This is a genomic window from Quisquiliibacterium transsilvanicum (genome assembly GCF_014202215.1).
Lineage (GTDB): Bacteria > Pseudomonadota > Gammaproteobacteria > Burkholderiales > Burkholderiaceae_E > Quisquiliibacterium > Quisquiliibacterium transsilvanicum.
Window position 1 is genome coordinate 138,341 of record NZ_JACHGB010000004.1, and the last position, 22,819, is coordinate 161,159.

A 22,819-nucleotide genomic window follows, 5' to 3' on the forward strand; every position below is an offset into this window, starting at 1 on the left:
CGGGCTCCCTTAAACTGCCTCAGTCCCCCGGGGCGGCCCGGCAGGCTGCGCCCCGGCCGCACTTGACGGAGAAACCACGATGGCCGAAGCCAGCCCCGCCGCCGCTCCCGGCGCCGACCACGAGATCACCTGGCACGAGGACTGCGCGGTCTTCCGCATCCGCCGTCCCCGCAGCCTGAACGCGCTGACCAAGGGCGTGCTCGAGGCGCTGTCGGCCTGCCTCGACGAAGTCGAGGCGCGTGGCGTGCGGGCGCTGGTCATCGTCGGCGATGGCGAGAAGGCCTTCTGCGCCGGCACCGACCTCGCCGAGCTCACCACCCTGTCCGACGAGGCGCGGCACGCCAAGACCGGCTTCGCGCGCGATCTGCTCGTCCGGCTGCACCGCTCGAAGGTGGTCAGCGTGGCGGCGGTCAACGGCCTGGCCTTCGGCGGCGGAATGGAGCTGGCGCTGGCCTGCACCTTCCGCATCGCCGCGCCGCACGCAAGCTTCGCGCTGCCCGAGGTGAAGCTGGGCGTGTTCCCGGTCTACGGCGGCACGCAGTTCCTGCCGGCCGTGATCGGCCAGGCGCGTGCCGTGGACATGATGATCACCGGCCGCACCGTCGACTGCGCCGAGGCGCTTTCGATGGGGCTGGTCAGCCGCGTGGCGGTGCCCGGCGGCGCGCCGGCCGCCGGTGGCGCAGCACAGTCGCTGCTGGCGGCGCATGCCGCGCTCGCGGCTTCGGGCAGCGCGCCCGCGCGCATGGGCGGCGACGAGCTGGTCGCGCAGGCGATCGCGCTGGCGCGCAGCGTCACCTGCTGGAGCGGCGTGGCGGTGGAGGCCATCCGCGCGAGCGTGCAGGCCGCGGGCCCGGTAGTCACTGACGAGGGGCTGGCGGCCGAGGAGGCGCAGTCCCGGCGCGTGATGGCCAGCGAAGACGGCAAGGAAGGCGTGCGCGCCTTCGTCGAGAAGCGGCCGCCGGTGTTCCGCAACCGCTGATTCCGCAGACAGAATCCATTGAACCCGTAAAGGAGAACCCAGGATGTTGAAGACCCGTTTCACCGAGCTGGTCGGCGTCGAATACCCGATCGTGCAGGGCGGCATGCAGTGGGTGGGCCGCGCAGAGCTGGTCGCAGCCGTGGCCAATGCCGGCGCGCTCGGCTTCATCACCGCGCTCACGCAGCCGACGCCTGAGGACCTGGCCAAGGAGATCAAGCGCTGCAAGGAGCTGACCGACAAGCCCTTCGGCGTGAACCTGACGATCCTGCCGGCGCTCAAGCCGCCGCCCTACGCCGAGTACCGCCGCGCGATCATCGAGGCCGGCGTCAAGGTCGTCGAGACCGCGGGCTACAATCCCGAAGAGCACATTTCCGACTTCAAGAGCCACGGCATCAAGGTGATCCACAAGTGCACCGCGGTGCGCCATGCGCTCAAGGCCGAGCGCATCGGAGCCGACGCGATCTCGATCGACGGCTTCGAATGCGCGGGCCATCCCGGCGAGGACGACATCCCCGGCCTGATCCTGATCCCGGCGGCCGCCGACAAGGTCAAGATCCCGATGATCGCCTCGGGCGGCTTCGCCGACGGCCGCGGCCTGGTCGCTGCGCTGGCGCTGGGCGCCGAGGGCGTCAACATGGGCACCCGCTTCATGTGCACCGTCGAGAGCCCGATCCACCAGAAGATCAAGGAGCAGATCGTCGCCAACGACGAGCGCGCCACCGACCTCATCTTCCGCACGCTGAAGAACACCGCGCGCGTGGCGAAGAACGCGGTCAGCCAGGAAGTCGTGGCAATCGAACGCAAGGGCGGCGCCACCATCGACGACATCAAGCACCTGGTGGCAGGCGCCCGCGGCAAGGTGGTGTACGAGGAAGGCGACCCCGACTACGGTATCTGGTCGGCCGGCATGGTGCAGGGCCTGATCCACGACATCCCGACCTGCGCGGAGCTGGTCAGGAAGATCGTGTCCGACGCCGAGGCGATCATCGCCCAGCGCCTGGACCGGATGGCCGGCCGGGGCTGATCCGGCCGCATCCCGGGCGCCGGCCCCGCGGCTTCCTGCCGCACCGGCGCACCGGGGTCGACAGTGTGGTGCCCGTCTCGTGCGGGCTGACCACGCCCGAACGGCAGGCGAGCCCTCCGGCGCAGTTCCGTGAGCGCCTGCAGCGCTCGAGCGCAGCTTCTCCCCTCCCCCTTGCACGGCGCCCACAGACGCGCCTGATCCAACTGCCGCAAGCGGAGTCCTCGATGCGCATGCATCGGCGGATGCGCTCCGCGGCGCACGTGTCATGCCCGGCCTGCGACTGTTTCCAGAGATGCCCGCTGCGCGCTGCGAGCGCCGTGAGGCGCGGCGTCGATACTGCGTTTGCGACAGAGTGTTAAATCGTGTAAAACACAAATCAACAGCGACTTCGAATCAAACGAAATTGATTGCGTGTTGATCGTGGTTGCTGGGACGAAGGGATGAACGAGGAACAAGCCAGGGAGCTGTCCCAACTCAGTGCGTGCGCAGTGTCGTCCGGGGCGTCGAGGTCGCCGCCTCCGGTGAGTTCGATGCGCCGCTGGCGACGCCGCGTGGCAGCCTCTGCGGACCGTCCGCCGGACTCGGCGGTGCGCACCGTGAAGATGCCTCTGGATGTCGAGTTGAGTCCCGAGCTTCTGGAGCCGTCGGTGCGCCTTTCCCAGGTGCTCGACGGTAGCGGCCACGGATCGCTGTTGCGCCTGCTCCTGACGACGCACCTCGCCGGCTTCAGGCTCTTCGAGAGCGTCGCCAAGGCGAGTGCCTGGCGGCAGCGCAGCGCCTTCGGGAACGAGGAGTTCGTTCGCAGGCTCGAATCCGCGCTCGGTGAGCCGCTCCGAGGCCTCGATCCCGAGCAGATCGACCTGTTCCTTCGCAGCCCCGTGCGCAAGGCCGGGCCCTTCGAGCCGGCCGTGCTTGGCGATCGGCTCGCGGTGCGTCTGGCCGTCTCCGTCCGCGCCGGCCCGCCTGGCGAACGGCTGCGGTCGGTCTGCGATCGGCTCGCCTCGGGTTTGTGCGCGGCGTTCCCGGACTGGTCCGCGATGTATGCTGATCCCCGTAGGGCGAAGCGCTGCATCGATCAGGCGCTCGCGGGGATCGCCCCGGGATTGCCGTCCCTCGACGTGGAGCTGCCGTCGTCCGGTGGCATCGACGCTCCGATCGCTTTCGATCCTGCGCTGGTGGTTCAGGGGCCCTGGCCCGAGGAGGACCTGGTCGCGTTGCGGATCGTGCTCTCCCGCGGCGCCAGGGAGGCCCGGCTCCAGGGCCGGGCTCCGGCAGCCGGAGGGTTCATCTCGATTGCTCAGGACTACCTGCTCACGCGGGGGGAGAACGCTCTCTCCTGGCTGTTCAACAAAGGCTGGCTTGCGTTCCGGGACGCCGATCCGCGAGAGCTCGCACGCGCGCATGACGCCCCGGAGGCTGCGCAGGACGGATTCCGGCGGCTCGTCGACGCCGCCCGCGCGCTGCCTGCCCGGCCCCCCCTCTTCTCGATCCGGGATTACGCTTCGTTCCGCCGGCGCTTCGGCTGGCGCATGCGGACCTGGATCGCCCAGGACCTGCGTCGGCTCCTCAAGCTGCGGGAACGTGCGGCCGAGGAGGGCGGGGTAACGTCTGCGGCGATCTCCGCCATGCCGCCAGGGCCGTCCGAGTTGGGGGCCGCGCTGCTCGCCCGGCATCGTTCGCTCGAGGACCTGCTGAAGGTCTGTGACCGCTTCCTCGGTGCGGAGCCGTCGGATCCGACGGCGAACGATGCTGCCGCCCTGGATTCGCTGGTGGCAGGACTGGACGCGCTCGATGACGCTTTCCGGAGCCGCTTTGGAACCGGTGCGGGCGCTTCCGCGCGCGAGGCGGGGTCCCGGCGCGCCGATGCTGGCCGTTCGGCCTCACAGCCCGGATTGCCTCTACCGATCGGCGAAGTCCGCTGGAAGACGCCCACCGGGCTACCGGAGCACGAGGCCGACCCGACGGCGTCGGCGCGTACCCTGGCCGGGCGCTTCGACAGTTTGTTCCGGCTTCAGGCCGCGCTGCTTTCGGAGGCCCTCGCATCGGCGCGCGGCGGCCATTCCGCCTGGCTGGCCACCAGGGAGCGGCTCGAGGCGCGTCGCCTGCCGCGCGACCTGCCGGCCGACCGGGTCCGGGCCTTTGCGGTGCGCCGCGCCCTGCAGGAGCTGATGGAGCTTGCGCGCGCCCTGCCGGAGCCCTTGCGGCTAGCCGTTCAGTCGGCCTTCCGGGCTGCGGGTGTGCTCGACGATGCGCGTACGCTGAACCGGCTGTTCGTGAACCGGCAGGGGCGCTTGTTCGTGACTTCCCGGTCGACCTGGCGGCATGGCGCAGTGGCGATCGACGAGCTGGCTGCTGCGCGCGCCGACTGGTTCGCGCTCCTGCTACGGCTCGAGCAGTTGGCCGCGGCACGGGTCGAGGAAGGCTGCTCCATGCGCGACGTCGAGGCTCTGCTGGCGTTGCGCGACCTGCGGCTGCGCTGGAGTCTCGACGCCAGCCCTGAAGAGGTGGAGCCTTCATCCAGGGAGGTGCGCCAGCTCGCCCGGGCGGCCGGCACGCCCGAGGAGATCCAGTCCAGGATCGCCGGGGGACCGGGCGGGGCCGGCGTCACGCGGGCCGCGCGGCGGGACATGGCCCGCTGGGTGCTGGGTGAACTCTTCGCGCTCCTGCCTGAGGCAACGCAGCCGACCTGGACTGCCAGGCATAGCTTCACACGTTTGCGTTCCATCGGACTGCTCTACGTTCCAAAGGACCGGCCCTGGCGGGTTCCGCAACGCTATCTCGAGGCTCAGGGGCCGATCGGGGACGCCGCGCGGCTGGGGCTCCTGGGGGATACGGCGGGCGAGGAGGCCGGGAGCCCGCCCGTTATTTCTCCGACAGTCTGCCTGGAGAAGTTGCTGTCGCGCCCGGTGCTCGACCTCGCTTCTGCGCACGCCATGCGCCAGATCCCCCACGACTGGTATCTGGCGTCCGGCCTGGTCGGGGCCCCCGGCGAGGTCCGCAGCGGACTGGTGCTGGAGCAATGTCCACTGGGGCGGGCGGGGGCGGGGCTGAAGCTCGCCGCTGGCGTGGCGCGCCTGATCGGACCAGGGGTCCGCAAGGCTGGTCTGGACCGTATGATCGTCGATCCGGGAATCGGGCTCGGGGATGTGACGCTGGTTCTCGAGTGGCGATTCCGGCAGTCGTTCCGGATAGACCCGGAGCGGAACCGGTATACGCTGGAAAGGCATTTCGATTCGGGGCGCCTGTATGCGGCCCTGCCGGTCGACGATGCTTCCGCAATCGACGCCGGCGTCGCGCTGGTCGATCGCATGCTTGCCATCGACCTTGGCGCGCAGGGCTTTTCGTGGGCCGTTTTCGACCTGCGGGCGCACATGCGGCCCGGCTCGGCGCCGGATGGCGCGCATCCCACCGGCGTCCCGGGCCTGCTCGCCACCGGCAGCGAGGTGGTTCCCTCGATGCGGGCCCTGTCCCGTGCGGTCGAGCGGATCGGCGAGCGGGTTCGCGCGGGGGTGCTCCCGCGCCTCGAGAGGCTGCATTCGCACGCGGTCGCTGACTCCTGCCAGCGGATCGAACTGCTGTGCGCCAGGTTCGAGGCCTTCCCCGTACTGGAGTCCCTGCGTGCCGCCTTCGATGGCGGAACGCCGCTGACCCACGCCTACTCTGCGATCGTCCGGCGCTACACCTACTCGATCGCCGCCTCTCATCTCCGTGAACGGGGGGAGTACTGGTTCGGAGCCGTCCAATGGACGCATCCCTACCTGAACACGCCGGTCCCGGGCCGCGCTGCTGCCGACGCCGACCTGCCGCGTCTGCGTCCGCTGCACCTGTTTCCGGGCGCAGCGGTCGATCCTTCCGGAACGAGCCAGGCGTGTCCGCGATGCGGCCGGAACCCGATCAGTGCGCTTCGGCGCCTGGCCCAACCCTGCAGGCCCGGGCCGCGCGGCGAGATCGTGCTTTCCGATGGGATGATCCGGCTCGCGCAGCCCCGGGGGAGAGGTGCTGGCGATCTCGGGGGGCGCGGCTTCCGGACAAAGGGACGGGGCTGGAACGAGGCGACTTCGGAGCTGGACCGGCTGATTGCGCAAGCCAAGGCACTTCTGCGAGAGCCCGTCGCGGGGAAGCACTCATCGAGCGTGTATCGATGCCTCTATGAGGACTGCGGCTGCACTGGAAATTCGGACGAGTTCGCCGCCATCAACATCGGCCGGAAATTCCTTGCTGGCCGCGTTGCCCCGGATCTTCGGCCATTGTGACCTGAGCGCCGCGACGAGGGTTGCGGCGGTGGATTGTCGCCGGATTCCGGTCAAAAACATCCAAATCCAAAATCGTTAGACATGATTGGGATTTTCGGTTAAACTGAACCCCGTTCTCGGGGACTCCGGACTCATCCTCCATGCCTCATCCCCGGGACGCCCACGGCCCCCGGGCGCCCTTCACTCTAGGGGGCCATCCATACCATGTTTCGCCCGAGGGGTGGCTCGCGCTGAGCGCGGGCCGCCCCCCAGGAGCGGAGACGCTGCGTCAGAGCCGCTCGATGACCGTGGCGTGCGACATGCCGCCACCCTCGCACATCGACTGCAGTCCGTAGCGCTTGTTCTGGCGCTTCAGCGCGTAGATCAGCGTGGCCATCAGCTTGGTGCCCGAGCCGCCCAGCGGGTGGCCCAGCGCGATCGCGCCGCCGTTGACGTTGACGCGCTCGGGATCGGCGCCCAGCTGCTTGATCCAGGACATCGGCACCGAGGCAAAGGCCTCGTTGATCTCGAAGAGGTCGATGTCGTCGATCTTCCAGCCCAGGCGCTCGAGCGCCAGCTCGGTGACGGGAATCGGGGTCTCGAGCATGATCACCGGGTCGCTCGCCAGCACCGACATGTGGTGGATGCGCGCCAGCGGCTGCACGCCCAGCTGCTTCAGGCCCTTTTCGCTGACGATCAGCACGCCCGAGGCGCCGTCGCAGATCTGGCTGGAGCTGCCGGCCGTGAGCACGCCGCCTTCCTGCAGCAGCTTCAGGCCCTGGAGGCCTTCGAGGGTGGCGTCGAAGCGGATGCCCTCATCGACCTCGTGCATCTCCGGCGTGCCGTCGGCGAGCTGGATCTGGACGGGGACGATCTCGTCCTTGAACCAGCCTTCCCTGGTGGCCTTGGCGGCGCGCTGGTGGCTTTGCAGCGAGAAGCGGTCGATCTCGTCCTTGGTGAGGCCGTACTTCTTGGCCATCATCTCGGCGCCGACGAACTGGCTGAACTGCACGCCGGGGTAGCGCTTCTCCATGGACGGGCTCTTCGAGAAGCCCAGGCCTGCCTTGGCGGGCAGGATGGCCGGGGTGCCCATCGGCACGCGGGTCATGCTCTCGACGCCGGCGGCGATGACGATGTCCATGGTGCCGGACATCACGGCCTGGGCAGCGAACTGCAGCGCCTGCTGCGAGGAGCCGCACTGGCTGTCGACGGACACTGCCGGCACGGACTCGGGGAACTTCGACGACAGCACCGCGTTGCGCGCGATGTTGGTGGACTGCTCGCCGGCCTGGCCGACGCAGCCCATGATCACCTGGTCGACCAGCGCCGGGTCCATCTTCACGCGGTCGACGAGCGACTCGAGGACCTTGCCGGCGAGGTCCGCGGGGTGCCAGCCGGCCAGCCTGCCGTTGCGCTTGCCGCCCGCGGTGCGGGCGGCGGCGACGATGTATGCCTCAGCCATGTTCGTTGCTCCATACCTGGAATCTTGGGGATTCCGATGATACCTAAGCCGAGGATCGGGCCGCTCCGGAATCGGATGCCCGGAATTCCGTGAACGCGAGCGCATGCGAACCGCGAGCACCCGGCCCGCTCCGGCTGGCCGGTCAAACGGTCCGTACATCCGGAGCGCCCGCTCCTCGGAGGGGGCTGGCGGGAGTTGCGGCATCATGGTGGGATATGCATAAGCAGACTGTTAGGGGACTTAGCGGCCCCGATGCCTCCGCAAGCGCGACCGGGGCGTTGGACGCCGAGGATTTGGCGCATCCCTCGGCGCCCGGCACGAGCGAACTCCAGGGGCTCTGGGCGGATCTGGACGGGCACGGTGAGGCCGAGTGGCGTTTCCGGCGGCTTGCCGAACTGCTCGACGAGGTGTTCTACGTCTTCGAGCCGGAGAGCAACCGGATCCTGTACGTCAGCCCCGCGTTCGAGCGCGTCTGGGGGCGTTCCGTCGACGCGGTGTACCGAAACCCCGAGGCGTACATCGACGCTGTCGTCGCCGAGGATCTGCCGGTGGTTCTGGAAGCCCTTCGCCGCAAGCGCAAAGGCACACCGAACCGTCTCGAGTACCGGATCCGCGGGCCGGACGGAAGAGGGCGCTGGATCTGGGATCGCAACTTCGTCGTTCCGGGGCCGCCGGGCAAGCCGCTGCGGATCGTCGGCCTCGCTGCTGACGTGACCGAGCATCGGCAGGCGCGGGAGTCGATGCGGCAGATGGAGCGCCTCGAGGCGCTAGGGCATCTCGGCGGCGGTCTCGCCCACGATTTCAACAACGTCCTGGGCGTGATCATGGGGAATCTCGAGCGACTCGCGACCCGCGCCGGTCTCGACGCGGCTGCGGTCGGGGCGGTCGCCGAGTCGCTCGAGGCCGTGCGGCGTGGCCGGGACATCGCTGCCTCGCTGCTCGGCTTCGCTCGCCGCAGCCCCTTGCAGCTGACGCGTTTCGACCTGAATCGAAAGCTTGTGCAGCTGTTGCCACTGCTCCGTCATTGCGCCGGCGCGGCGGTGCGGGTCGACCTGCAGACGATCGCCTGCCCGCTCCCTGTGGAGGCCGATGCCGGCAGTCTCGACAGCGCGCTGATCAACCTGGTGGCCAATGCCCGCGACGCGATGCCGGGCGGCGGCACGGTGGTCCTTTCCACCTGCGTTCACCGCAGGACCGACGGCGGGGGGGCCTTGCCTGCTCAACTCGCTCCCGGCGACTACGCGCTCGTCTGTGTCAGCGACGAGGGGGGGGGCATGCGGCCGGAGGTTCTGGCGCGCGCCCTGGAGCCCCTCTTCACGACCAAGCCCGAGAACGTAGGCACCGGGCTGGGTCTGCCCATGGCCTACTGGATGCTGCGCCGGCACGGCGGAACCCTCACCCTGGACTCCGCCGAGGCGCGGGGAACGCGGGCCTGCCTGTACGTGCCGCTCTGCCGAGAACCGTCGGAGGGAGCCGCAGTGCCGGAACTTGCGCGTGGAGCCGGCGCGGAGCCTCGGACCGAGCGCTGCGCCGCGCATGAGGTCGGCGCCGCGGCCGTACCCTGCGGTCCGGGGCCTACGGTACTTGTCATCGAGGACGATACCGCGCTCGCGGGTCTCGTCGAAATGGTGCTGGCGGAAGCCGGTTTCCAAGTGACGCGTGCCTGCGATTCGGATCGAGCGCAGGCCGCGCTCTCGGAGTCGCATTTCGACATCCTGTTCACCGATCTCGGTATCCCGGGCGGTCTGGACGGTCGCATGCTGGCGCACTGGGCGGCGACCTGTCAGCCAGGGATTTCGGTGGTGCTAGCCAGCGGCGCAGACCTGCCCGGAGGTTCGGTGCCGACCGACTGGACGTTCCTTCCGAAGCCCTATGGTCCCCGCGAGTTGCTGGACACCCTGGGCGCAGTCGTCGCGGGCCGGCCGCGCAGCGTGGACGACCTCATGGGTCCTTGAGCGCGCCCGACCGGCAGCGCCACGCCGCCAAAGCGGGCGCCCGACTGGGCGCGGGCGTGAACCTCGTCACGGAAGGCGGGTCGGTTCTCATGAAACATCAAATGAAACACTAACGAATGGTGGACAACGAATACGCTGATTGGTAAGCTCCTGGCACGTTGTTCACGCTTGACGACCCAGGCAAGCGTGATGCGCTCAGGAAAACCGATCGCGCCGAGGTGAGCCCTGCTTGCCGGGCGTCACGAAAGACAACCCCGTCATGTCAGGCCCCCTGTCCGAACTCTTCGATGGTCTCAGTGAGGGCCAGGTCCTGCTGGGCCGGGAGTGGTCCGTCCGATATGCGAATCGGGCTGCTCGGGAGCGCTTCGGCCTCGTCACAGAAGGCCGGGTCTGCGACGGGGTGCGGGACACGCTGCTGCGTTGGGCCCACCGCGGGTATGTCTCCGGAGCGTCGATGGTCTCCCTGCCGGTCCCTTTGCCGGGGCGCGCCCAGGAACGCATGCACGTCAACCTCTATGAAGGGCTGCTGGACGGGGAACTCGCGCTTCTGGTTCGCGATGCGCCCGACGTCGCTCGGCGGGAGGCGATCGGTCATCTGTTTCTCGAGGCGATGGGCGACGAACTGGGTGCGGCCCTGCGGTCCGGCGCCGGTTCGCTCATGCTCGCGGCCCGTGTGGTGCGCTCTGCGCAACGGCTGGACGCGAAGTCCGTCGAACTGGTGGCGCGAAACTGCGAGCAGGGCGCGGACCGGCTGCAGTGCTCCGCCTCCGATATCGCCCGGCGAGTGCAGGTGGGCCGTGAGGCCTTGGCGGATTTTCCGTCCCCCTCCGCGCTGGGGGCCGTGCTGGACGAGGCGATCGATTGGGCGGAGGCGGCGCTCTCGCGCCGCGCGGTCACGGTTTCCGGGGGGGCGGGCGCCGAGCGTGACGTGACGGTGCCGGGGAATGCGCTGGTCCTGCGGTGGGCGTTCAGCGCCCTGTTTCGGGCGGCGGCGCACGCGGTGCCGTCCGGGTCGGTCCTTCACCTGAGCGCACGCGCGGAACCTGGCCGGGTTGCGGTTCGGCTGGTGGCCTCATCGCCGCCCGGTTCCGCACCGGCCTCGCGTGATTCTTCGGAGCCGGCCCGCCGGCTCGCCGAGCGCCTGTTCCGGGAGGCAGAGGCGTCTCTGACGACCGTCACCTTCGCGCGCCGCGGTGCCCCCGCGTTCCTGGTGACGCTGCCCAACGAACTGGGCGCGGTATCCGGTTATCTCCGTGCGCTTTCGCAACTGGAGCGAGATTCGTCAGAGCTTGCGCAGCTGGTATTGCGCCGGATCGCCGGCAAAGCATCGAGGGCTTGAACAGTGAAATTCAACCGATCACCCGAAATCCTGGTTGTGGATGACGACCCGGAAATGAGAATGCTGGTCGAAATGGCCGTCTCGTCCGGGGGGTTTGAAGTGCTCTCCTGTGGCGACGGCGACACCGCGCTCGAACTTGCACTGACGCATCGCGCCGATATCGTGGTCCTGGATGTCGTGCTTCCCGGAAGCCTGGACGGACTGGCGGTCTGCCGAAGGCTGAAGGTCGAACTGCCCGGGTGCTTCGTCATCATGTTGTCGGGGCGAAGCCTGGACAGCGACTTGGCGGATGCGGAGCGCGCCGGCGCCGATGCCTATTTCGTCAAGCCGGTCAGCCTGCTGGAGCTCGGTGCGCTGATCGAAACCATCTTGCCGAAGCCCGGCGAGCCGCCGCGCTTCACGAAGTCGGCGCGGCTCAGCCTTCGTCACTACGCAGGATAAGCAGCCATGCTGATAGCCATCCCGAAACTACCGGGCGAAGCGCCTGGCGCACGGGTCGATCACTCGGGCGTTTCCCCGCAGATCGAGATCCTCGCTAACGATCTTGCCACCCTGATGCAGGAACGGCGAGCGCTTCAGCAACAGGTCGCGAACACCCGCCGCGAGATCCTCTACCGGCTGGCGCTGGCGGCAGAGCTGAAAGACGGGGACACTGCAGACCACATCGAGCGGATAGGCGTCATGGCGGCTCACCTCGCCCGGCTGGCCGGGTTGCCCGTCAGCTTCTCCGCGTTGCTCAGGCATGCGGCGCCAATGCACGACGTCGGCAAGATCGGCATTCCCGACAGCATTCTGAAGAAACCCGGGCCGCTCACGGAAGAGGAGTGGGTCGTGATGCGCACCCATCCGACCGTCGGCTCGGAGATCCTGTCCGGGTCCGGCATCGCACTGCTCGACCTCGCCGCGGAGGTCGCTTTGACCCACCACGAGCGCTTCGACGGAGGCGGTTATCCGCGGAGGTTGAAAGGCCAGACCATCCCGCTGGCGGGGCGCATCGTGTCCATCGTCGACTTCTTCGACGCGCTGACGATGGATCGCTGCTACAGAGAGGCGCGGCCCTTCCAGGAGGTGCTCGACGCGATCGCGGCTGATTCGGGCACCCGCTTCGACCCGGATCTCGTGCGCATCTTTCTTGCGCATGCCGCCGATTTCATGCGGCTGAAGGCCGCGTCGGAGGCAGGGGACCGCACCCGAGCGAAGCTCTTGACCGCTACTTGAAGCTGAGCTGCTTGCGAAGCAGGCTCGCCTCGATGAAGCCCTGTAGTTTCTCGAAGGGCACCGGCTTGCGGTAGAGCACAACCCCTTTGGGCAAGCCTCCCTTCTCGGCGATCTCGGCGTCGTCGAGCCCGGTAGCGACGATGATGACCATGTCGTTGAACTCGCGGTGGCGCCGCAACATCCGGAGAAGGTGGAAGCCGTCCACCGGCTCCATGAACAGGTCCATGATCAGCACGTCCGGGCGCTTGCGCTCCACCATCAGCAGGGCTTCCATGCCATCGGCGGCCGCGGAGACCTCGATCGGCAGCTCCCAGCTGTCGATCGTGTGTTCGTAGAGGCTGCGCAGGGCGAGGTCGTCCTCGACGATCAGGACCTCGAGATCGGAGGCGTCCGACCGACGCACGCTGCGCGCGCCCCGGAGGGACTTGAGGCGCTCCAACGACGCGAGGCTGATGCGACGGTGGCCACCGCGGGTTCGCCAGGCGTCCAGCTCGCCCCGCTCGACCATGATCTGGATGGTGGTGTTGGACACACCCAGGATCTGCGCGGCTTCGCTGGTGGAGCACACGGCGGACTCTTCGCTCGCATCGTCCAGCGACGTCGGAACCAGATCGGGATCCGAAGTGAGCTTCGCCTTCGTTTCGTTCTTGTTCATGGGTGCCGGTTGCGGTTCGTGTCTGCCCCAAAGAAGGGCAGGCGCCCTAGGGTGAACCGATATTAACCCAACATCCCGGTGACAAGGGAAGACTGCTACAGGCTTGCGGTTTTCCTGTTTGCTGCGAGGAGTCGCTGGAGGCGGTCGTCTGAAGGATCGATGAGAACTCCCTCGTTGGGCAGTCCCGTTAGCCAGGCTCGGTAGCCCTCGTCGTCGAGGCCCGGCGCACAGCCGACCACCAGCCAGGCGCGATTGTCGTACGGGTCGACGGGCCACTGGAAGCGCGACAGGGCAACTGCGGAGAGCAGCGTACCGACCGGAAGTCGATCGAGCCAGCGATCTTCCGATTCCGTGGCTTGAACCGGAGAATTGATCAAACCTCTGAGACGTACATGAAACGATGCGGTTTCCATGGGTTCATGATATGGCCTCGTTGCGATCGGTGCAACAACCGGCTTCTTCGCCAATCGGATGCGCTCGGCTGGCAGGTAGGGCGCTGCCGATCCGTGAATCGGGTGCGTTCAGGGTCTGGTCCTCCTGGTGAATCATTTAAAACAACATTGGTGACGGCAATCACAACCGCATACAACGAAACAAGCTAGACTCCGTTCCCAAAGATCGCCGCACCCTCGGCACCCCCCCCCGGATTCCAGTAGGAGAGCTTGAATGGCCCTGACCTCAGCAACCAAGACCGAGCTGTACCGCTTCTTCGCGATCGCTTTCGACGCGGCCCCTGGCGTCGAGTACATGAGCCAGCTGGCTGCGGCCTCCGAATCTGGCATGTCCGTGAAGGCGGTCGTCGAGGTCTTCACGACCAAGCCGCAGTTCACCTCTGCTTATCCCGTCTTCCTCACGAGCGCGCAGTTCGCAGAGCGTCTGGTGCAGAACGTCGTGGGCGACTCGGCAAGCAATGCGGCCAAGCTGGAGGCGACCGCAGACGTGGAGGCGGCTCTGAATGCAGGGTGGTCGCGTGGGGAGGTGATCTACACGATGTTCAACAATCTCGCCGTCAAGTCCTTCGAAGACGCTCTATGGGGCGGCACTGCCCGGCAGCTGGCGAATCAGGTTGCAGTTGCTCAGTACTACACCGAGGAGGGCGTTGCGGGGAATGCGACGACCGACCTGGCCACTCTGCGTGCGGTGCTGTCGCAGGTGGATGCGCAAACCGATGTTTCGTCGCCCGCGGCAATCGAGCAGGCGCTTGCGGCTGGTGGTGTCGTCGAGCTCCCCGAGCCCTACGTCCTCACCGCCAGCGCCCCCACGGTCACCGAAGGCAACAGCGGCGCCACGTCACTGTCCTTCCGTCTCGAGCTCGATCGCGCGCCGTCCGAGCCGGTGACCGTCAACGTCGCCACCACCGGTGGCACGGCCACGGCCGGCGTGGACTACGTTCCCGTTTCCACCACGGTGACCTTCGCCGCGGGCCAGGCCATTGCGTTCGTGAGCGTCTCCGTCAATGGTGATGCGGCCGTCGAAGCCGACGAGACCGTCGTGCTCACCATCGCGGGCGCGCAACTCGCCGGTACGGTGACCGCCACCGGGACGATCATCAACGACGATTCCGCCCCTCCGGTGCTGGTGCCTTCCTACGCGCTGTCGGTCAGCACCGACCCGCTGGCGGTCGGCAATGTCACTTCCGCGAACGAAGGCCAGACGCTCTATTTCACCGTCTCCACCGAGAACGTCCAGGCTGGTACGGTGCTCACCTACATCATCACAGGGGTGTCCGGTGCCGACATCGGCGGCGCGCCGCTGTCCGGTACGGTCACGATCGACGCCACGGGCGCCGCGGTCATCCCGGTCACCCTTGCTCAGGATGCCGTCACCGAGGGCAATGAGACCCTCACCCTGGCGGTTACCACGCCTGGCGGTGCGCTCGTGCGTTCGGTCACGGTGGTGGATACTTCCACCACGCCGGTTCCTGTCGAGACCTACAGCGTTGCGGCCTCGGGTACCTCGGTCAACGAGGGCGGGGTGGTTACGTACACCATCTCCACCGCCAACGTGCCCAATGGCACTGTCCTGCAGTACGAGATCACCGGGGTTCTCGCCGTCGACGTGTCCCTGGGCAGCCTCAGCGGCAACGTGGTGGTCAACAATGGTGCTGCCTCGGTCTCCCTGACCCTGGCACAGGACAACCGCACCGAGGGTGCGGAGACCCTGGCATTTGCGCTGCTTCGGAATGGCGTCACCGTCGCGCAGGCGCCTGCGGTGCTCGTGAATGACACTTCGGTGGGTGGCTTCACCGTCACCTCGACCGACATCATCGCGGCGAACAACGCGGTTCGTGAGCTGTCCGTGGTGACCACTGTGTCCGCTGACCCGGTGATCGACGTCGTCATTGCGAGCGACGTGGTTACCGCTAGTCAGGGCTTCCTGGTGCAGGGGGGTGGCAGCCACGACATCGTCGCCGGAGCCCAGGCCGACGCCATCCGCATCGACGGATCCGGCCGGAACAGTGTCGATGGCGGCGCCGGCAACGATACCCTCGCCGGCGGTTCGGGTGCCGACAGCCTCGTCGGTGGGGCTGGTGACGATTCCCTGACGGGTGGCGCAGGCAACGACACGCTCGTTGGCGGCGCTGGTCGGGACGTGGAGGAGGGCGGGGCGGGCGATGACACCTTCATCGTCGGCGATGGCGAATTCGCCGCCGGGATCATCCGCGGCGGGGATGGCACGGATACGCTGATTGCCTCCGGCACCAACGATTTCTCCGCTGGCACGCTCGAGAGCATCGAGGTCATCGAGCTCAACTCCGTGGCCACCTTCACGGTCGCGCAGCTCGCTGGTGTGACGGCTATCACGGGCGACGGCAGCAGCGAGGTGACGATCCGGGATGGGGCCATCAATCTCGAGGCAGTATCGGTCACGGGTGTCGCGCTGCTCACGGTTGCGGCCAACACGACCGTTACGCTCAGCAGTGCCAACCTCGCGGAAATTGCCGCCGTGGCCAACGACGGCGTCAATGCGGTCATCATCACCGACGCGGCCGGGTATGCCGAGGTCATCTCGAAAGGCGGTGTGAATGCCGGCGTCCAGGTGGTCGACAGCCTGAGCAACATCCAGGCGAATCTCGGTAACCTGGCTGCAGCCGTTTCGGTGAGTGTCGGTGCCGTCACCGTCGCAGAGGCGGCCGAGCTGATCGAAGCCGGGCTTGCCGGTGCGGTCAGCTACAGCCTAGCCGACACGCCCGCCAACCTGGCCCTCGCTGCGCTTGCCGTGCTCCAGGGAGCGGGCGGCATGGTTGCAACCGCGCCCGCCAGCGCCGTCGAGGCCGCCGGTGTCGAGGCGGCCGGTGCCGTGATGCGTGGTGCCAACCCGTCGGCGACCTTCAGCTATTCGGTCGAGGATACGGCCGTCAACCTCGCGAGCGTGACCGGCGGGCTGAACAGTGCTGCCTCGGTGACGTCGACCACTGTCGCCACTGCGGCGCAGGCCAATGCCATCCAGGCCGCCGCCGCGGCTGCGGCCGACGCGGGGGCTGTCGTGCCCGTCGGCGGCACCGTGCTTTCCTACAGTGTGGAAGGCTCCGCGGCGGAGCTGACCGCGACCCTGACGGCCGCTGCGCGCAACGCAGCGACCGGCCTCACCGTGACCGGTGCCTCCGCGAACGTCTTGCAGGCGACCACGCTCGATTCCGCCACGAACGTTGGTGCGACTTCATACGCGGTGAGCGGCTCGTTTGCCGAGGTCACGAACCCGGCGAACGCGGCGGGTATCGCGGGTGCGAACACCGTCTTCGTTTCCGACCAGCTCAATGCGATCCAGGCTGCCCAGGTGGAGCAGCTGACGGAAGGCACGGCCAGGAATTACCTCATCCAGGACACGATCCAAGTGCTGCTCGCGCTGGATCCGGTCCTCGCGTCGAAGGCGGCCACGGTCACGCCGACTGGTGCGCCGTATACGCTCAGCCAGGTGGCGGGGCTCGTTTCGAAGTTCGGCTCAGCGAAGGTCTTCAACGGGTCGCTCGTGGTTGTGGATTCCGCGGCGAACTGGGGCGCCGTCACCGCGGCGCAGGCCGCGGAGATCAACGGCGCGGCGTCCGTGGTCACCGGTGGGGTTCTCGACGTCAACCAGGCTTCGGTCCTGAAGGCCGCGTTTGGCGTGTCACCGGCGCCTGTCTATTCCATCACCGACACGGCGGCGGCGATCTCGAACGCGGCCGTGGCCGTGCGGGATGGTGCCGCTGCGCTCGTCGCGACGACCCCGGCGACGATGGCCCAGGCGCTGGTGCTCGAGGGCGCAGCGCCCGCCGCGAGCTACAGCATCACCGACACCGCGGTCAGCATCGCCACCAGCACCGCTGTGAATGCCGCGGCCACCCGTAACGGCGCGACGGATATCGTCGCAACCGGGCAGGCCACCGTCGCGCAAGCCACCACGATCGATGGTGCCGGCAACAGCGGCGCTACTTCCTACAGCATTACCGATTCCGCTGCGGCCATCGCGGCTGCGATCGGGGCTGGCGAAGATGTGATCGACCGTGCCACGGATGTCACGGCAACGGGTGCCGCAACCGTGGCACAGCTGACCGCGATCGACGCTGCAACCAACGCGGGCTCGACCACCGTCTCGGCGGTCAACGTCACCGACGACGTGGCGGCGTTGAACCTCGGCGATGCTGCCCTCGTTGCTCTGCTCGATCAGGTTGCCTCGGTCACTGTCCGCGACAGCTTTGGGAGCCTGAACGCAGCCGCCGCTGACGCGATTCGCGCCTACGCCGATACCGTTGTCGTCGAGATCGCCCAGGATCACCTTGGAGCGATGGCCGCAACGGCCGATGTCTTCAAGCAGGAAGTCGATCTGATCGTCTTCACCGACGACCTTTCGGTGGCCGACGCGGCTGACCTCGCCGCATCCGTCGAGTTCGGTGCGAGCGCGCTCTACAGTGTGTCGGACACCGTGACGAACCTTCTCGCCTCTGCGAACGCGGCGTTCGTCAATGACGCCGAAGACGTCACCGCGACCGACGCCGTCACCGTGGCGCAGGCGGTCGAACTGATTGCGCTGAGCAATGCGGGGACGCTCACCTACTCCATTGCGGACACCGCGGCAAACATCGCGGGCGCTGCCGCGGATGTTCTCGCCGGGGCGACGGCCCCGCTCACGATCAACGGTGTCGACACCGTGTCGCCTGCCCAGGCGGCTGTGCTCGCCGCGCTGAACGTGGCCGGTACCTACGATGTGAGCGGCTCGGGGCAGGCGCTCTCCGTCGTGGCCGGCAGCGCGATCACGGATCCGAACGCCGGGGTCGTCGCCGTCACCGGCGACGGCTATGTCGCGCAGTCGGTGGCTGCTCTCGCCGAGATCTTTGGTGCCAACGGCTACTCCGCGGCGAACTACGACGTCGTCGACGGCGCCGCGGCGGTCATCGCTGCCGCTGATCTGCTGCAGGGCTATGCCCGCAATATCACACTGACGGGTAACAGTACGGTTGCTCAGGTGCTCGGTGTGCAGGCGGTCGAATCGATGGGCAGCCTGCTGGGCTACAGCCTCGGGGATGATGTCGCGACTCTGACCGGGGTCGGTGCTGCGCTGCTCGACGGCGCCACCAACATCAGCGCGTCGGGTGTTGCCAACGCCGCTCAGGCGGCGAGCCTCGCGGCTGCGGGCGACATTGGCACGGCCACGATTGCCGCGCTCAGCGACACGGCCGCGGCGATCGCCGGCCTGAGCGATGCGGTGCTCAGCCTCGTCACCGGTGTGGTGACGGCGACTACCGCCGCCACCGGCGCGCAAGCATCGGTGCTCGCCGGCTTTGCCAAGCCGGTCGTGTATAGCATCGAGGATGCTGCCGGCGCCGTTGCGGCCTCGTCTGGCCTTGGCGAAGCGGTCAACATCACCGCCACCGGCAACGCGTCTGCGGCTGATGCGACGACGATTGCGGCGGCGGGCAATTCGGACGTTACGACGATTGCCCAGCTGACGGATACGGCAGAAGCGATCGCCGGCCTCGAAGACGAGGTTCTCGATCTCGTGTCCGGTGTGGTCACCGCGAGCAGCGCTGCTAGCGCCGCGCAGGCGTCCGCGCTTTCCGCCTTCGGGAAGCCGGTCGTCTACAGCATCGAAGACGGTATCGACGCCATCCTGGCCGCCACTGCCTCGGCGCGCGATGACGCGGTGGACATCACGGTGACCGACGCCGTGACCGTCTCGCAGGCGATCGCCCTGCAAGCGGCCTCCAACAGTGGTGTCCTCAGCTACTCCATCACCGACACCTACCAGAACCTCATCCGAAACACCGATGTGGCCGGGGATGTCGACAGCGACGCGGCACCCTCGGCGCTCGACGGCGCGGATCGCATTGCGGTCAGTCATCCGATCACCTTGGCCCAGGTCGCTGAGCTCATTGCGCTGTCGGGGACGTCGAAGGCATATGCAGTCGTCGACAGCGACGACAACATCGCCGCGGCGGTCAATGCAAACAGCGTTGCCTTGATGAATGCGGAGTCGGTCACCACGACCGCTGGCATGGCGCTGGTGCTAGAGAACGTGCCCGGCATGGGCTTCGTCGTTCTGACCGACAAGGCTGGAAAGGAGGCCTTGCCGGTTGGGCTGGATGCCGCCCGCTACCTGGTGGAGGCGTCCGTCGCCGACCTGACCGGTGCGGACGCAGGCTGGTACGCAGGCCGTGCGGCGACCAACGTGCGGGTGGTCGACACCTACGAGAACCTCTCGAGCGGCGTTCCGATCGTCGAGGCGACTTATGCCGTCGAGGTGACGGATCTCATCACGGTGGCCCAGCAGGCGGTCATCGCGGCGTTCCTGTCCGACCAGGCGAACACGGTTTACAGCCTTGCCGACACGGCAGCCAACCTGGCTGCTGCTCCGGCGTCCGCCCTGGACGGGGCCCTGGACATCGACGCGTCCGGTACGGCAAGCGCGGCGCAGGTGACTACCCTGCTGTTGGCTGCGAATGGCGGAAGCACTACCATCGCCGCTGCCACGGCGACGGCGGCTGAGGCGGCCGGTTTCGTCCTTGGCGCCAGCCAGAGCATTGGCGCGCTCTCGATCATCGGCACCGCCCTTGCGGCGGAGGCGGGTACCGTCCAGGGCCTGGTCCAGGCTGGCAGGATCGGCAGCGCCTCCTACAGCCTGAGCGACACCACTGCCTCCATTGCGGCGGCCGACTCGGCGGTCTACAACGGCGCCACGAACATCAGCGGCTCGGGCGTCGCAACCGCCGCGCAGGCGCAGACGCTGTTCTCGGCGACGAACCCCGGCACCACGTCGGTGGCGAACGTGACCGATACGGCCGCGGCGGTCGCGACACTCGCCCTGGGCGCGACCGACAGCGTCACGACGATCATCACGTCGGGTAACGCCACGGTTGCCGAAGCGACGGCCATTGTCGCGCTGGACGCGCGTGCTGGCACCACGGTCACCTACGGGCACACCATCGCGTCGAATGCGCAGGCTATCCTGGCGGCAGATCCGGCGGTTCTGGACACCTCCGTGGGCGCCATCGTCGTCGTCGGTGCAGTGGATGCCCAGACGGCGGCGGCGTTGCTGGCCATCGACACGGCCTCGACGACGATCGCCTTCACGATGTCGGTCTCGGATAGCGCCGCCAACCTCCTGGCTGCGCCCGCTTCGGTGAAGGCCGCGGCCAACGGCGTGACTTCCGTGGCCATCAATGCGCCGACGACGGTCGCCAACGTGGTTTCTGTCGCTCAGCAGTTCCAGCAGGCCGGCGTCGACATCGGCGGCGGCGGGCTGACCTACTCGCTCGCGGACAGCTTCTCGAACCTGAGTGCGATCGGGGCGGCGCTCGCGCGTGCCTCCGCCAGCAGCATCACCGTCACGAACGCCAGCCTCTCGGTTGCGCAGGCGGACGTCGCCGAGAACTGGGGTTCTTCGGTCACGTACCACGTAGCAGACACCGCGCAGGCAATTGCCGGTGCGATGGCCGGCGGTGTGCTCAACGACGAGCTGGCGAACGCTGCTTCCATCAGGATCACCACGGCAGCCACCGTTGCCGAGGCGTCCGAGATCTCCGAGACGACCCTCGCCTACGACATCGCCGACTCGGCTGCGATGGTCTACGCAGCCTACAACGCGGTCAACGGTGACCTTGCCAGCGATCGTCGTACCGTGGAGGGCGCCGGCACGGTCACCCTCACGACGGACGCGACGTTGGAGCAATATCGAGGCGCGGCCCAGCAGCGTGGCCTTGACGAGGTCGTCAACCTCGTCGGCTACAGCATCTCCGACAGCGCCGCGAACCTCATCACGGCTATCACGGCCGACCCTGCCGCGCTCGCCGGGGCGACGCTGGTTTCCCTCGACGCGGACACCGCGCTGAGTGTCGAGCAGGCAACCCAGCTTCTCGGCTTGGGCAACTTCAACGGCTTCGGTGGCGGCTTCCGTCTGGAAGATTCGGTCGACGCCATCCTGACGGCCGATGCGGCGGTTCGGGGCGCCGCGACTTCGTACACCCTGGTCGACTCCTATCAGGCGCTCGTCACCGACGGCGGCATCGCCGCCGTCAAGCTCGCCCTCGGGATCGACGACGTCAATGTCCAGGTTACCGTTGTCACGGTCAGCCAGGCTCAGCTCGCGCAGCTCGACGCACTGAACGGCAACGGCACGGTGACCTACAGTCTCGAGGGAACCTTCGCCGACGTTGCAGGCAACAGCGCCGCATTGCTGGGCCAGGCGGTCAACCTCACCACCGAGCCCGCCGCCAACGCCACGGTTGCGGACGTACTGAAGGTTCTTGATGCCGGCAACAGCGGTGTCACGAACATCGCCGCGATTGCTTCCGTTGACGCATCCGCGGCCTCTCAGGCGCAGCTGGGCGCCCTCGCTGATTATCTTGCGGGGGACGCAGCAGACAATACCTATTCGGTTTCCATCACGAGCATTACCGGACTGCATCTCACTGGGGCGCTGACTGCGGTCCAGGTGGACACCCTGCTGTCGCTGGCCGCGGCGGGATCCGCTACGGTCAATGTCTCCGCCATGGACTCCAGCTATCTTGACGAGCTCGTGGCGGGTGCCGGCAATATCGCCCCGCTTGGCGTGACCGGCGTCCTCGGCGACTCGAACCTTACGCTGACGGGCAGCCAGTTTGCGGCGCTCGGTTCCAAGCTTGCCAACGGGCTTACGGTCACCGTGAATGCCTCGGGGGCTTCGTCGAGCGAGCTTGCGGCCATGTCTGCGGATATCGACAACATCGTGGGCGGCGGGATTCTCAACCTTGAGTTGGAGGCCAGTGCCGTTGATGACACGGTGTTCGACGATGTCCTTGGGCAGGCTACTGCCGCTATCGTGGACGCGACAGGGTCTTCTACCTCCGAGGTTGGCTCGGTCCTCGCTAATCTGACGCGTATCTCCGATAACGGGCTGAGCGGCCTGTCCCTCGGCTTGGCGGATTTCAGACTGCTGACCAGCGGCGCCAAGCTCCTGCTCAACCAGAAGCTCTCCGCCACTGGCGGGCTGACGATCATCGGAACGCCGAATGCGGATGAGATTGACCTCTCGGCGCCGTTGTTTACCAAGCAGGTCGTTGTCAATGGACTTGCCGGCAACGATGTCATCACAGGTGGGTCTGCCGCTGACATTCTGAATGGCGATGGTGGTGATGATTTGATCGTTGGCGGTGGTGGTAATGACACCATCGATGGAGGTTCAGGTAGCAATACCTTGACCGGTGCTGCTGGGACAAACACCTTTGTTTCTTCTGCTGGTGGTTCCAGTGCTGTGACTGATCTTGGCGGCGCTGATGTTCTGCAAGTTGCTGTTGGGTCTAGTGCTACAGCGAGCGGAGTCAGCAACTGGGTTGCTACCGTTGACACTTTCAACGATGGCGCTGCAACTATCGACTTGAACGTAAACGGCACGTTGAATTTGTCCGCTGTTGTCGCTGGTACGACTGGGTTTGTCGTCAATGTGGGTACGGGCGCGCACACAATCACCGGGTCCCAACTCGCCGATACGGTCAATGTTGCTG

General features: G+C 67.4%; 11 protein-coding genes. 8 read left to right on the plus strand and 3 right to left on the minus strand.

What is annotated here, in order from left to right; genetic code table 11:
* The first annotated feature begins 79 nt into the window (after nt 1-79).
* From HNQ70_RS10105 to HNQ70_RS10115, 3 genes are all read left to right on the plus strand, one after another.
* Nucleotides 80-979, plus strand: coding sequence for an enoyl-CoA hydratase/isomerase family protein (locus tag HNQ70_RS10105; RefSeq protein WP_183967023.1), 900 nt, complete (start codon nt 80-82; stop codon nt 977-979).
* A 46-nt stretch (nt 980-1,025) separates the two neighbouring features.
* On the plus strand, nt 1,026-2,003 hold the full coding sequence (locus HNQ70_RS10110; protein WP_281381620.1) for an NAD(P)H-dependent flavin oxidoreductase: 978 nt from the start codon (nt 1,026-1,028) through the stop codon (nt 2,001-2,003).
* A gap of 587 nt (nt 2,004-2,590) precedes the next feature.
* Nucleotides 2,591-6,256, plus strand: coding sequence for a hypothetical protein (locus tag HNQ70_RS10115; RefSeq protein WP_183967027.1), 3,666 nt, complete (start codon nt 2,591-2,593; stop codon nt 6,254-6,256).
* 268 nt (nt 6,257-6,524) lie between these two features.
* On the opposite strand, the gene HNQ70_RS10120 is transcribed toward HNQ70_RS10115, so the two are convergent.
* Complete coding sequence (locus tag HNQ70_RS10120; RefSeq protein ID WP_183967029.1) at nt 6,525-7,697, minus strand: acetyl-CoA C-acetyltransferase; 1,173 nt, start codon at nt 7,695-7,697, stop codon at nt 6,525-6,527.
* Nucleotides 7,698-7,975: 278 nt separating this feature from the next.
* Between HNQ70_RS10120 and HNQ70_RS10125 the strand changes: the two genes are divergently transcribed.
* The 4 genes from HNQ70_RS10125 to HNQ70_RS10140 all read left to right on the plus strand — a co-directional run bounded on the left by HNQ70_RS10125 (nt 7,976) and on the right by HNQ70_RS10140 (nt 12,209).
* On the plus strand, nt 7,976-9,652 hold the full coding sequence (locus tag HNQ70_RS10125) for a hybrid sensor histidine kinase/response regulator (RefSeq protein WP_183967031.1): 1,677 nt from the start codon (nt 7,976-7,978) through the stop codon (nt 9,650-9,652).
* Between the two features lie 259 nt (nt 9,653-9,911).
* The gene (locus HNQ70_RS10130; protein WP_183967033.1) at nt 9,912-10,991 is read left to right on the plus strand and encodes a sensor histidine kinase family protein; all 1,080 of its coding nucleotides are present in this window, start codon (nt 9,912-9,914) and stop codon (nt 10,989-10,991) included.
* A gap of 3 nt (nt 10,992-10,994) precedes the next feature.
* A complete protein-coding gene (locus HNQ70_RS10135) occupies nt 10,995-11,432 on the plus strand; it encodes a response regulator (protein WP_183967035.1) in 438 nt (145 codons plus the stop codon).
* 6 nt (nt 11,433-11,438) lie between these two features.
* Nucleotides 11,439-12,209: an HD-GYP domain-containing protein gene (locus HNQ70_RS10140; RefSeq protein ID WP_221302755.1), complete on the plus strand. Its 771-nt coding sequence runs from the start codon at nt 11,439-11,441 to the stop codon at nt 12,207-12,209.
* Here HNQ70_RS10140 and HNQ70_RS10145 read toward each other — a convergent pair.
* Nucleotides 12,202-12,864, minus strand: coding sequence for a response regulator (locus tag HNQ70_RS10145; protein WP_183967037.1), 663 nt, complete (start codon nt 12,862-12,864; stop codon nt 12,202-12,204). The two genes, HNQ70_RS10140 and HNQ70_RS10145, sit on opposite strands and share 8 nt — an antisense overlap.
* A gap of 95 nt (nt 12,865-12,959) precedes the next feature.
* Nucleotides 12,960-13,277, minus strand: coding sequence for a hypothetical protein (locus tag HNQ70_RS10150; protein WP_183967038.1), 318 nt, complete (start codon nt 13,275-13,277; stop codon nt 12,960-12,962).
* A gap of 253 nt (nt 13,278-13,530) precedes the next feature.
* Between HNQ70_RS10150 and HNQ70_RS10155 the strand changes: the two genes are divergently transcribed.
* The coding region (locus HNQ70_RS10155; protein WP_183967040.1) for a Calx-beta domain-containing protein at nt 13,531-22,819 on the plus strand (9,289 nt) is incomplete at its 3' end.